The organism is Kitasatospora sp. NPDC097605 (genome assembly GCF_040302725.1).
Taxonomy (GTDB): domain Bacteria; phylum Actinomycetota; class Actinomycetes; order Streptomycetales; family Streptomycetaceae; genus Kitasatospora.
Genome location: NZ_JBEOSF010000015.1, coordinates 26039 through 38458, shown reverse-complemented (window position 1 = coordinate 38458; position 12420 = coordinate 26039). Strand labels below are relative to the sequence as shown.

General features: G+C 75.5%; 10 protein-coding genes. 6 read left to right on the top strand and 4 right to left on the bottom strand.

Annotated features, from left to right (window positions below; all coding sequences use genetic code 11):
- Window positions 1-428: 428 nt before the first annotated feature.
- A complete protein-coding gene (locus ABTX81_RS18625; RefSeq protein WP_350546751.1) occupies window positions 429-1160 on the top strand; it encodes a ferritin-like fold-containing protein in 732 nt (243 codons plus the stop codon).
- A 57-nt stretch (window positions 1161-1217) separates the two neighbouring features.
- On the opposite strand, the gene ABTX81_RS18620 is transcribed toward ABTX81_RS18625, so the two are convergent.
- From ABTX81_RS18620 to ABTX81_RS18610, 3 genes are all read right to left on the bottom strand, one after another.
- A complete protein-coding gene (locus ABTX81_RS18620) occupies window positions 1218-1550 on the bottom strand; it encodes a hypothetical protein (protein ID WP_350546749.1) in 333 nt (110 codons plus the stop codon).
- Between the two features lie 204 nt (window positions 1551-1754).
- Entirely contained in the window at window positions 1755-1982 is a 228-nt protein-coding gene (locus ABTX81_RS18615; RefSeq protein ID WP_350546747.1) for a DUF3107 domain-containing protein, read from the bottom strand.
- A 131-nt stretch (window positions 1983-2113) separates the two neighbouring features.
- Window positions 2114-2773: a TetR/AcrR family transcriptional regulator gene (locus tag ABTX81_RS18610; RefSeq protein WP_350546745.1), complete on the bottom strand. Its 660-nt coding sequence runs from the start codon at window positions 2771-2773 to the stop codon at window positions 2114-2116.
- A 234-nt stretch (window positions 2774-3007) separates the two neighbouring features.
- Here ABTX81_RS18610 and ABTX81_RS18605 point away from each other — a divergent pair, with 234 nt between their 5' ends.
- From ABTX81_RS18605 to moeZ, 5 genes are all read left to right on the top strand, one after another.
- Window positions 3008-3937: an alpha/beta fold hydrolase gene (locus tag ABTX81_RS18605; RefSeq protein ID WP_350546742.1), complete on the top strand. Its 930-nt coding sequence runs from the start codon at window positions 3008-3010 to the stop codon at window positions 3935-3937.
- 362 nt (window positions 3938-4299) lie between these two features.
- Complete coding sequence (locus tag ABTX81_RS18600; RefSeq protein ID WP_350546740.1) at window positions 4300-5931, top strand: DUF3492 domain-containing protein; 1632 nt, start codon at window positions 4300-4302, stop codon at window positions 5929-5931.
- On the top strand, window positions 5928-6968 hold the full coding sequence (locus tag ABTX81_RS18595) for a hypothetical protein (RefSeq protein WP_350546738.1): 1041 nt from the start codon (window positions 5928-5930) through the stop codon (window positions 6966-6968). Before ABTX81_RS18600 ends, ABTX81_RS18595 begins: the two co-directional genes overlap by 4 nt.
- A 124-nt stretch (window positions 6969-7092) precedes the next feature.
- On the top strand, window positions 7093-8094 hold the full coding sequence (locus ABTX81_RS18590; protein WP_350546736.1) for an NAD-dependent epimerase/dehydratase family protein: 1002 nt from the start codon (window positions 7093-7095) through the stop codon (window positions 8092-8094).
- Between the two features lie 263 nt (window positions 8095-8357).
- Window positions 8358-9536, top strand: a complete 1179-nt coding sequence (gene moeZ / locus ABTX81_RS18585; RefSeq protein WP_350546734.1) for an adenylyltransferase/sulfurtransferase MoeZ — start codon at window positions 8358-8360, stop codon at window positions 9534-9536.
- Window positions 9537-9598: 62 nt separating this feature from the next.
- Here the strand turns inward: moeZ and ABTX81_RS18580 are convergent, their stop codons facing one another.
- Window positions 9599-12370 carry a flippase-like domain-containing protein gene (locus ABTX81_RS18580; protein WP_350546732.1) on the bottom strand — a complete coding sequence of 924 codons (2772 nt, stop codon included), beginning with the start codon at window positions 12368-12370 and terminating at the stop codon, window positions 9599-9601.
- Window positions 12371-12420 lie beyond the last annotated feature (50 nt).

Here is a 12420-nt window from a genome sequence, read left to right as displayed (position 1 = left end):
TCCCTGCGGCCGGCCGGTGCGCGCGGCCCGGTCAAGGGGCGCGTCGCCGGCGGCGTCGGGGAGGATTCCCGTGAGGGACCTGCGCGGGACCTGCGCCGGCTGGCGCGGTCTCGGCGGCCCTCGCTCGGCCACTGATGCGGTGCCAAGGCTTGAAGTCCAAGCCCTGGTCGGAGCCGATCGGCTCTCCGACCGGGCATCCGCGTACGTTGAGTACCCGGCTTCCGCGCGGCGCGTCCTTCGGGGGACGGAGTCGCTGCGGAGCGGGCTTGCCCGGCGGCACCGAGACGGCGGTGACACCGTGCGAGCACGACGGGCCTCCGTACCACCATACAGTCACCCGACGACTCGAACACGTGACGCGGACGACATCGCAGGTCGGAGCGGTGGAAGAGGTGCCCGGGGACGGAGCGGCACTAAGGTGGCGGGTCATGGAGAACCGTGGTGAGACGCAGGACGACGTGGCGGCCGGCTCGATCGGCGACTGGGCGGCCTGCTCGGCCGACCCGGGCTACCGGGCCGCCGTACTGGACCTGCTCGGCGCCCTCGCGTACGGCGAGCTGAGCGCCTTCGAGCGGCTCGCCGAGGACGCCAAGCTCGCGCCCGACCTGGCCGACAAGGCCGCGCTGGCCCGGATGGCCTCCGCCGAGTTCCAGCACTACCAGCGGCTGCACGACCGGCTCGCCGAGATCGGTGCCGACCCGCAGGAGGCGATGCGCCCGTTCGTCGAGCCGCTGGAGCTCTTCCACCGGATGACCGCGCCCTCGGACTGGCTGGAGGGCCTGGTAAAGGCCTACGTCGGCGACGCCATCGCGACCGACTTCTACCGCGAGGTGGCCGTCCGGCTCGACGACGACACCCGTGACCTCGTGCTCGGCGTCATGTCCGACACCGGGCACGCGCAGTTCGCCGTCGACAAGGTGCGCCAGGCCATCGAGGCCGACCCGCGGGCCGGCGGCCGGCTCGCCCTGTGGGGCCGGCGGCTGATGGGCGAGGCGCTCAGCCAGGCGCAGCGGGTGGTCGCCGAGCGGGACGCGCTGTCGAACCTGCTGGTCGGCGGTGTCCGGGTGCAGGGCTTCGACCTGGTCGAGGTCGGCAAGATGTTCAACCGGATCACCGAGGCGCACACCCGGCGGATGGCGGCGCTCGGCCTGGCCTCCTGACCCCGCCGGTGGACGGGGCGCCCGGCGTGCGCGGGGCGCCCGGCGCGGACCGGCGGCTCAGGCGTGCCGCTGGCGCCGGTGCGCGCCCGCCCGGTGGGCGCCCGCCCGGTGCGGGCGGTGGCGGTGCGCCGGCGCCCGGCCGGCGGCCAGGTCGGGCCGGGCCAGCACCGAGGTGAGCAGGGCCGAGGCGACCGCCGAGACCGCGATGCTCGCCGCCGGGTACCGGCCGTCCATGGTGAAGTGCGCGATCACCCCGGCGAGCAGCGCCGAACCCAGGGCCGTGCCCAGGGTCGGCGCCCGTCCGGCCGGGAAGTAGGCGGGCCAGGACAGCAGCGCGGCGGCGCCCACGACCACGCCGACGAGGACGAAGGCGAACGTCTCGACGAGCAAGGATGCCTCCCCGGGGTACCGGCGCCCGGCGCTCGGCCGGCCGTACTGTCGCCGTACCCCGGCCGCCCCACCCGTACACCCGGCCCCGTCCGCGCCGGGCGCCGCCCCGGACAGGACGGTTCCCCCGGAGACGACGGCCCCCCGGAAACGACGGTGCCCCGCTCCCTCGGCCGAGGGAGCGGGGCACCGGACGAGGCCCGTGGCTCAGAGCGTGCCGAAGCCGACCTTGCGCGCGGCCGGCTCGCCGATCTCCACGTACGCCAGGCGGTCGGCCGGGACGATGATGCGACGGCCGTGCTCGTCGCTCAGGGAGAAGAGCTTCTCGGTGCCCTCGAGCGCCTTCGTGACCGCGTCCTGGACCTCATCGGCAGTCTGCGAGCTCTCGATCACGATCTCGCGCGGCGCGTTCTGCACGCCGATCTTGACCTCCACGGCTTCCGTCCCTCCGGGGTTGCAGCCATCCACGCGCGGCACCGCGCCGCCTGGGACAGGCGGGCCCGGCGACCGCGCCGTACCGCTTCACCATAGAGCACCCGGTCGGCACCCCGGCCAGGGTCGGTGGATCACTGGCCGGCGGCGGGTGCCTCCGGCGACTCGTTGGGGTGCATCGGGAAGCCCTTCAGCCCGCGCCAGGCCAGGCTGGCGACCAGCCGGACCGCCTCGTCGCGCGGGATCTCCAGGCCCTGCGAGAGCCAGTACCGGGCGGTGATCTGGGCCAGCCCGCAGACGCCCGCGGCCAGCAGCTTGGACTCCGCCTCCGGCAGGTCGGTGTCCTCCTGGATCACCTTGCTGACCAGCGTCGCACTGGCCTCGGCGGCCCGCTCGACCCGCTCCCGCACGGCCGGCTCGTTGGTCAGGTCCGACTCGAAGACCAGCCGGAACGCGCCCGACTCGCTGGAGACGTAGTTGAAGTACGCCTCCATCGTCGCGGCCACCCGCAGCTTGTTGTCGGTGGTCGTCTCCAGCGCCTCCCGGGTCGAGTCGACCAGGGCGTCGCAGTGCTTGTCCAGCAGCGCCAGGTAGAGCTCCAGCTTCCCGGGGAAGTGCTGGTACAGGACCGGCTTGCTCACCCCGGCACGGTCGGCGATGTCGTCCATGGCGGCCGCGTGGTAACCCTGCGCGACGAACACCTCCTGGGCGGCACCGAGCAGTTGTTCACGGCGGGCGCTTCGCGGCAGGCGGGCACCGCGCGGGCGCTCCTGCGCCTCCTGGATGGCCGTCACGGCGCTCCTCACTTCACGGGTCGTACGGGGTCGGCAAGATGACCGATTCTACTTTCGGGTAACCGCGTTCGCGCTCGGCAGGCACGAGAAAAGCGGCGATCCCCCTTGTCAGGAGCCCACAATACGGCGCTCACCACGGCCGTCGGCAGTGCTGAGCACGGGGCAACGGGGAACCCCGCGGCACCGGGGCGGCCCGTCGGCCGCGGCGGCACCGGCTCACTACCATCGTCCCCCATGGACAGCGCTGAGCAGCAAATACTCCCGGAACCGGCCGCCCTGGCACCGCTGCGCACCGTCGAGGTGTCCGGCGCGGCCCTGGCCGTGCACCGGCCCGCCGGGGACCCCGCCCCGGACGGCGGACGGGAACCCGCGCTGTTCGTGCACGGGCTCGGCGGCTCCGCGGCCAACTGGACGGAGCTGATGGCCCGGCTCACCGGACAGCTCGACGGCGAGGCCCTCGACCTCCCCGGTTTCGGCCACTCCGCCCCGCCCGCCGACGGCAACCTCGGCCTCTCCGGGCACGTGCGCGCGGTCATCGGCTACCTGGAGGCCACCGGCCGCGGCCCCGTCCACCTCTTCGGCAACTCGCTCGGCGGCGCCGTCGCCGTCCGGCTCGCCGCCCTGCGCCCCGACCTCGTCCGCAGCCTGACCCTCGTCTCGCCCGCCCTGCCCGAGCTGCCCCCGCAGCGCACCGCCTGGTCCACCGGGCTGCTCGCCGTCCCCGGCCTGCCCGCGCTGCTGCGCCGGCTGCCGGCCGGCCGGCGCGGCCCCGAGCAGGTCACCGACGACCTGCTCCGGCTCGTCTGCGGCGACCCCGACAGCCTCTCCGAGGCCACCCGCGCCGAGGCGCTCGCCCAGTACCGGCGCCGCACCGAGCTGCCCTACGCGATGCGGGCGCTGGCCGGCTCGGCGCGCGGGATCGTCTCCGCCTACACCGAGCGCGGCGACCAGGCGCTCTGGCGGCAGGCCGCCCGGGTGAAGGCGCCCGTCCTGCTGGTGTACGGGCTGCGCGACAAGCTCGTCGCCTACCGCTCCGCCCGCCGGGCCTGCGCGGCCTTCGCGGACTCCCGGCTGCTGGTGCTCCCGGAGTCCGGGCACGTCGCCATGATGGAGCACCCCGACGCCGTCGCCCGCGCGGTGCGCGAACTGCTCCGGCGGGCCTGACGGCGGCCTCGACGGACACCCCGTGACCGGCCGCCGTTAACGCCGTGATCGGGACGAGGTCACTCCGGTTCACTCGTTCAGGTGGCAGCCAGGCAAGTGACCGATGGATCACCCCGGGCCGGACCTACCTTTCTGCTGTCGGACCGAACAGGTGTGGGGGAGTCGCGGCCGCCGGAGAACCCGGAGGGCGGCCGCGCGAGGGACACCGGCAGCCGGTGGCGGCCGCCGGCCCGGCCGCGGTGCCTCCGGCGGACCGCCCTCCCCCGCCCCGGGCCGCCCGAGCGGAGCGCGCACCGCCCCGCTCGGCCCGCCGGGGTCGCCTCAGCCATCCGTCGATCCGCTCTGTCCTTGGAGGTCCCCCCGTGCGCGTTGCACTGCTCACCGAGGGTGTGCGCCCGCACGCCCCGCGTGGCACCGGCGGCTGGTGCGACCGGCTGGTGGACGGCCTGCGCGAGCACGACTTCGAGTGGTACGTCCTCACCGGAGCGCCCGGCCCGGCGCCCGCCGACCCCCGTCCCGGCACCCGGGAGTTCGCCCTCCGGGGCCGCCGCCCGGCCGGCCGCGCACCCGGCGCGCCGCGCCGCCGCCAGTACACCGCCGCCTACGAGCAGTTCGTCCGCGCCCTGGTGCGCCCCGGCGAACGCGACGCCTTCGGCCCCGGCCTGTACCGGCTCGCCGCACTCGCCCGCGCCGACCGCGCGCTGCCCGCCTTCCTGGTCTCCGCCCACGCCCGGCGGGTGCTGGAACGGGTCTGGCGCTCGCCCGGCGCCGACACCTCCGCCGGACAGCCCCTGGTCCGCGACGTCCTGGTCGCCGCCGACCTGCTCGAACAGTGCCTGCGGCCGCTCTCCGCCCCCTGGTACGGCACCGCCCCCGGCGGCCTCGGCGCCGCCGACCTCTGCCACGTCGTCGGCGGCGGCCCGGCCGCGCTGCCCGCGCTGGTCGCCAAGCGGCTGCACGGCGTCCCGTTCGTGGTCACCGAGCACCGGCCGCACCTGCGCGAGCAGTACCTCGGCCACCGCGAGGCCCCCCACCGGTGGCCGGTGCGGGCCCTGCTGCTCGCCTTCTTCCGGGCGCTCACCGAGGAGACCTACCGGCAGGCCGCGATACTCACCCCCGGGAGCGCCCACGACCAGCGCTGGCAGCTGCGCTGCGGGGCCGATCCGGCGCGCACCCGGGTGGTGTACGAGGGGACCCCGGCGGTCGGGCGGCCCGCCGCCGGCCCCGAACCCGCCGCGCCCACCCTGGTCTGGGCGGGCGCCCTGGAGCCGGGCCGCGACCCCGAGCTCGCCCTGCACGCCTTCGCCCGGGTCCGCGCCGAGCTGCCCGCCGCGCGCCTGGTCGTGTACGGCGAGGAGGCCGTCCCCGGCTACCTGGCGCACTGCGCGGCCGTCGCCGAACGGCTCGGGGTGCGCGAGGCGGTGGAGTTCGCCGGTCGGCCACGCTCGACCGCCGACGCCTGGGAGGCCGGCGGCGTGGTGGTCTTCTCCGCGCTCTCCCAGCACCGCCCCGGGCCGCTCGCCGACGCGATGCTGAGCGGCCGGGCGCTGGTCGCCACCGACGTGGGGGTGGTCCGCGAGGTGGTCGGCCCGACCGGGCTGCTCGTCCCGGCCCGCGACCCGCGGGCGCTGGCCGGGGCCTGCCTCGCCCTGCTGCGCGACGAGGAGCGCCGGGCCCGCCTCGGGCCGGCCGGCCGGCTGAGGGCGCAGGAACGCTTCGCCGTCGAACCGGTGACCGGGGCCTTCCGGGAGATCTACCTGGAGCTCGTCTCGCACTGGCCGGCCTTCCCGGCCGGCGCCCCCGGCCCGCGGCCCCGCCCCTTCGCCCGCCCCGCCGAGTACTGGCTGGCCGACCGCGGGCCCGTCGCCGCGGACGCCGCCACGGCGGCGGGTCACGCGGCGGGCGCCGAGGCGATGGCCGGGGGGTCCCGCGGTGGCCCGTCGGCGGGGGAGCCGGCCGTGCCGGCCGGGGCCCTCGCGGAGGCGGTCCGATGACCGGGGCCGGGGGCGCCGCGACGGTGTCGGGGGATCCGGTCCGGGAGGTGATGGCCCGGCACCGGGCGCTCTGCGAGCGGGCCGTCGACCCCCTGGAGATCGCCGCCGGGCTGGAGGAGGCCGGGCTGGGCCCGGCGGCCGCGGCCCGCTGCCGGCACGCCGATCTGTTCGCGCTCGCCGAGGAGCTGTACGCCCGGGTGCCGCGCCGGCCGCCCGCCGAGGAGCCGGCCGTCCCGCCGGCGCCGCTCACGCGCCGGCCCGGTGCGGCGGCGCGCACCGCGGTGTCGGCCGCGCTGCCGTGCGCGGCGGCGGTCGCCCTCGGCGCGGGCCGGCCCGTGCTGCTGGCGGCGGCCGTGCCGCTCGCGCTGGTGTCGGCGCGGGGCGGGCGGGGCGGACCGCAGGACGCGGGGCCCGGCCGGTGGCGCCGCTGGGGCGCGCCGGCCCAGGGGGCGGGGGTGGCCGCGCTGCTGCTGGCGCCGCTGGCCGTGCCGTCCGGCGGGCCGGGGGAGCGGCGGGTGACGGCGGCGCTGGTGCTGGCGGCGGCGCTGTCGGCCGGGTCGGCGCGGTGGGCGGCCCGGTGGTTCCGGCAGGTCGCCCGGGGGCATCTGGACGCGGCGGCGACGCTGGCCGAGTTCCGCTCCCGGATGCGGCCGGTGCTCCCGGTGGCGCTGGCGCTGCACCTGGCGGTGCTGGGGGTGCTGAGCTTCGCGGCGCTCGCCGTGCTGACCGCCCTCGCGCCGCGCCCGGGGCCGGGCCACGCCGGCGGCCTGCTGCACCTGGCGGCCGAGCGTGCCGCGCCCGCACAGTGGGCGGCACAGGGGGTGCTCGGCCTGCTGCTGGTGCTGCCCGCGCTGCTGGCGCGCTGCGGCCGGACGGGGACGGCCGCGCTGGGCGCGCTGGCGGGGGCGGCGGGAACGGCGGTGCCGCCGGCACCGCTCACCGGGCCGTTCACCGCACCGCTCGCGGGCGGCGCGGTGGCGCTGGCGCTGCTGGCGTACGCCTGGCCGGCGCTGGGCCGTCCCGAGGCGCACCGGTGACCCTCCGGGCGCGCACCGGTGCGCGCCGGCCGCCCGCTCCCTCCGATTCGATCCGCTCGACCTCGTTGTTCACTCGGACCCGCCGGACCGTTCCCCGGTCCGGCTTCGTGGAAGGACACCCCCGATGAGGGTGCTGCTGCTGGGCGCCGACGGCTTCATCGGCCGTCGGGTCACCGACCGCCTGCTCGTGGATCCGGAGTTGCAGGTGACGGTGCTCGGCCGGCGTGACTCCGCCGACATCCGCTTCGACCTGACCACCGGCAGTCCGGGGGCGCTGGCCCGGTTCCTGGACGCGGTCGCGCCGCAGGTGGTGATCAACTGCGCGGGCGCCACCTACGGCAGCTCGCGCACGCTGATCCGGGCCAACACGCTCGCCGTGGCGACGGTCTGCGAGGGGATCCGGCGCAGCCGGGAGCCGGCCCGGCTGGTGCACGTCGGCTCGGCGGCCGAGTACGGACCGGTGCCGGGCGGGGTCCCGGTGTCGGAGAGCGCCGAGCCGCGCCCGGTGGGCCCGTACGGGGTGTCGAAGCTGGCCGGCACCGAGCTGGTGCTGGCCTCGGGACTGGACGCGGCGGTGCTGCGGGTGTTCGACGTGGTGGGGCCGGGGGCGCCGACCGCCTCGCTGTTCGGGCGGCTGGCGGAGGGCCTGCGGCGGGCGCTGGAGCGCGAGGAGTCCCAGGTACGGATGCCGGACCTGTCCGGATACCGGGATTTCGTGGACGTGCGGGACGTCGCCCGGGCGATCCAGGCGGCGGCGGTGTCGGCCGCGACGGGGGTGATCAACATCGGCAGCGGGCACGCCGTCCGGGCGCGCGAGGCGGCCCAGCTGCTGGTCCGGGCGTCCGGCTTCGAGGGGACCGTCGTGGAGGAGAACCGGCAGGTCGTGCTGCCTTCGCAGGCCGGCGGGCCGGTCGAGCACGTGCCGGGCCATGTGCCCGCGCACCACCTGCCGGGCCACCGGCCGGTGGAGCCGCGGCCGGGCGAGGGACGGGTGGCCCCGGGCGAGCCGGTGCCGTGGCGGCAGGCGGACGTGCGGACCGCCCGGGACCGTCTCGGCTGGCGGACGCAGGTGCCGCTGGAGGAGTCGCTGGGGGACGTCTGGCTGGAGACGGCCTGCCGGGTCTGAGGCCCGCCGCACCCACCGGCCGCACCCACCCGGCGGGCCCGCGACCGGCCCCGGACCGGCCCCGGACGCTCCGGCGGGGGCCGGTCCGGGGCCTGCTCCGTGGTCCCACCATCCGGCGCGGCCCGTCTCGCCCATCGGACGAGCTGTCTCGGAATACCGGAGCGGCATGACACTGTTGGCGTAGCAGAGCCACCTGTGTGGCGGAGCAACAAGCCCCTAGAGGTTGGCCCTGGCCACCTGAACTGACGACCATCGGAGTCCCCGTGTCGCTGCCACCCCTGGTCGAGCCGGCCGACGAGCTCACCGTTGACGAGGTCCGCAGGTACTCCCGCCACCTGATCATCCCCGACGTGGGCATGGCCGGGCAGAAGCGGCTGAAGAACGCCAAGGTGCTGTGCGTCGGCGCCGGCGGCCTGGGCTCGCCCGCGCTGATGTACCTCGCGGCGGCCGGTGTGGGCACGCTCGGCATCGTCGAGTTCGACGTGGTCGACGAGTCGAACCTGCAGCGTCAGATCATCCACGGCCAGTCGGACATCGGCCGCTCCAAGGGCGAGTCGGCGCGCGACTCGGTCAAGGAGATCAACCCCTACGTCGACGTGATCCTGCACGAGGAGCGCCTCGACAACTCCAATGTCATGGAGATCTTCTCCGGCTACGACCTGATCGTGGACGGCACCGACAACTTCGCCACCCGCTACCTGGTGAACGACGCCGCGGTGCTGCTCGGCAAGCCGTACGTGTGGGGTTCGATCTACCGCTTCGACGGCCAGGCGAGCGTGTTCTGGGCCGAGCACGGCCCCTGCTACCGCTGCCTCTACCCGGAGGCGCCGCCGCCGGGCATGGTGCCGTCCTGCGCCGAGGGCGGCGTGCTGGGTGTGCTGTGCGCCTCGATCGGCTCGATCCAGGTCACCGAGGCCATCAAGCTGCTGGCCGGGGTCGGCGACCCGCTGGTCGGCCGGCTGATGATCTACGACGCCCTGGAGATGAACTACCGCCAGGTGAAGGTCCGCAAGGACCCGAACTGCGCGGTCTGCGGCGAGAACCCGACCGTCACCGAGCTCATCGACTACGAGGCCTTCTGCGGCGTGGTGTCGGAGGAGGCGCAGGCCGCGGCCGCCGGTTCGACGATCACCTCCAAGCAGCTCAAGCAGTGGCAGGACGAGGAGGAGGACATCTTCCTCATCGACGTCCGCGAGCCCGGCGAGTACGAGATCGTCAACATCCCCGGCGCGGTGCTGATCCCGAAGAACGAGTTCCTGATGGGCAACGCGCTGGAGCAGCTGCCGCAGGACCGGAAGATCGTGCTGCACTGCAAGTCGGGCGTCCGCTCGGCGGAGGTGCTGGCCGTGGTGAAGTCGGCCGGCTTCGCCAACGCCGTCCACCTGGGCGGCGGCGTGCTCGGCTGGGTCAACCAGATCGAGCCGCACAAGCCGGTGTACTGATCCGCACCGTGTGAGGACGTGTGAAAGGGCCCGCTCCGGCGGGCCCTTTCGCGTGCCGGAAGCTACAGGGCGCCCTTGCGCTGGAGCACGTTGTAGGAGATCCAGCCGGGCAGCACCGGCAGCCAGAAGGTCAGCGCCCGGTAGAGGAAGACCGCCGGGGTGGCGACGGCCGGCGGCACGTCGGCGACGGTGAGCGCGCCGATCAGCGCGACCTCGACCGGGCCGATGCCGCCGGGGGTGGGGATCGCGGAGCCGGCCGCGTTGGCGGTCAGGAAGACCACGGCGACCGCCGAGAAGGAGATCGACCCGCCGAAGGCCTGCACCGAGGCGTCCAGGCAGGCGGTGAAGGAGAGCGTCAGCAGCAGGATGCCGCCGAAGCCGGTGATCAGCTTGCTGGGCGTCTGCATCAGGTCGAGCATCCGCGGCACCACGCCGAAGAACAGCGAGCGCAGCCGGTTCAGCACGAACCGCCGCAGCGGGGCGACCGCCGCGACCACCAGGGCCAGCACGGCGGCGCTCAGCACGCCGATGATCACCGCCCGGGAGGCGGAGAGGTCGCCGTTGGTCTGGCTGCCGGTGATCAGGCCGAAGCTGAACAGCAGCAGCAGGTGCCCGGTCAGGCCGGCCAGCTGGGAGGCGCCGACCGAGGCGACCGCCTGGCCGGAGCGGATGCCCGCCTTCTGCAGGTAGCGGGTGTTCAGCGCGATGCCGCCGATCGCGGCCGGGGCGACCAGCTTCACGAACGACCCGGCGAGCTGGGCGGCCACGGTGCGGCGGAACGGCAGCTTCTCCGGGACGAAGCCGGTCAGGCTCATCGACGCGGCGACGTAGGAGAAGGCGGCCGCGGCGAGCGCCACCGCCGCCCAGGCCCAGTTCATCTGGGAGAGCTTGAGCTGGGCCGGCTTGACGGTGGTCAGCGCCAGGTAGGCGGCGAAGGTGAGCGCGACCACCATGATCAGGCTCTTCGGCTTGAGCCGCTCCAGCTTGGCCGGCTCCATCGGCGCCTCGGGGGCGATCTGCAGGATCTGGGCGCGGATCCGGCTGAGCAGGTCCTCGCCGGCCGCGGCGATGTCCTCCTCGGCCTGCTGCTGGGTGCGCTCGCCGGCGGCGACCTGCTCCAGCGCCCTGGCCCGGGCGGCGGTCTTGCGCTCCTTGGTGAGCTTCTTCAGGTCGATGCGGGTCGAGCGGCTCATACCGACCGGCTGCAGCAGCGGCAGCGACTGGGCGACCCGCTCGGCGCCGAGCACCGCGTTGGCGGTGGCGACCGTCCGCTCGGGGCCGATCCGCAGCGCGAAGGTGGTGAGCAGCTGGGCGACGTCGATGCGCAGCGTCAGGTCGGTGGCGGCGATGTCGCCGCCGGAGAGGTTGACCAGGCAGGCCGTCTTCCCGTCGACGACCAGCAGCGACTCGCCGGTCAGCCGGCGGTGGGCGATCCGGCGCTCGTGCAGGGCGGCGACCGACTCCCACAGCGAGGCCATCACCTGGTCGGTGACCTCCTCGTCGGCGAGGTCGTCCAGGGTGCGGCCCTCGACGTTCTCGTAGACCAGGATCGCGGCGTCCGGGCCCAGCTCGGAGGTGGCGACCAGCTGCGGGGCGCGGGCGCCGGAGGCGGCGGCCGCGTAGGCGATCAGCGCCTCCTGCTCCAGTGCCTGGCGCAGCGACTGCGGGCTGCGCCGCACCGCCACCGAGCGCAGCCGCAGCCGGCGCCAGGCCCGGTAGAAGAAGCCGGAGGCCTGCTGCTCGCGGTCGACGATGTGGACGTCCAGCGGCGGGCCGCTCTGCTGGGCGACCAGGTAGCGGCGGGTGCCGCCGGGGGCGTCGGGGGCGCGGTGGGCGCTGGCCGGGGTGAAGCCGACCTTGCGCAGGCCGATCATCAGGTGCTGGCCGGTGGGCCGGATGTTCGGCGAGCCGATCGCGTAGAGGGTGCCGTAGGCGACGGACCAGCCGATCAGCACGGTGAGCAGCAGGGACAGCGGGGTGGTGTAGCCGCCGAGCAGCTCGGTGATGCCGCTGAAGACGACCACCACCCACAGGGCGACCCGCCACCGGGGTCTGCTCGACATGCCGACCGCCGTCATGTAGGCGATCACCGGGGCGAGGTAGCCGTGCACCGGGTCGGTGAGGGTGCCGACGGAGTCCAGCGGGAAGCGGGTCAGCGCGTCCCGGATGTGGTCGGAGGCGCCCTCGGCGACCCACCAGTCGATGCCCAGCGAGACGCCGTAGGCCAGCACCGAGGCGAGCACGCCGTCGGCGACCCGCAGGCCGTCGCGCTTGATCAGCCGCTCGACCGCGAAGGCGAGCGGGACGGCCAGCACCGCGACGTTGGAGATCAGGCCGGTGATGGTGGACAGCACCGGGGAGAAGCGGGGCGCGTTCTCGGCGATGTCGATCTCGATGCCGGTGGTGGTCGAGGTCGCCACCCCGGCGAGCACGAAGACCGCGACGATGCCGAGGACGCCGGCCAGGAAGCGGATGAGGTCGGAGGGCCGGTGCGCGCGGGCGGCGAGCAGCGGCTCGTCGACGTCCAGGTGCGGGGCGTCGTCCAGCGGGTCGGGCCCGGGGCGCGGGCCGGGGTCCGCGGGCTGGTCCCCCGGCTGGTCCGGCGTGGTCGCGGCGGGCCCGGAGGCCGCCTCGGGCGCGGTCGGCTGGGTCGGTACGACGGCGGGGGCCCCGTTCGCGGGGCCGGCCGGCTTGGGGCTCTTGATCGTCCGGTCCTTGATCAGGGAGACTTCCGGTGGCGCTTCGGCGGCGGTGTCGCCACCGCCACCCGCGGGCATGCCGTCGGAGGACTCGTCGGAGCCCTCGTCCACACCCACGTCAGCCGTCCCGGTCATCTGGTCTTGTCCTCGTATCACCACTCACCGCCCCGAAGATGGTGGCATGC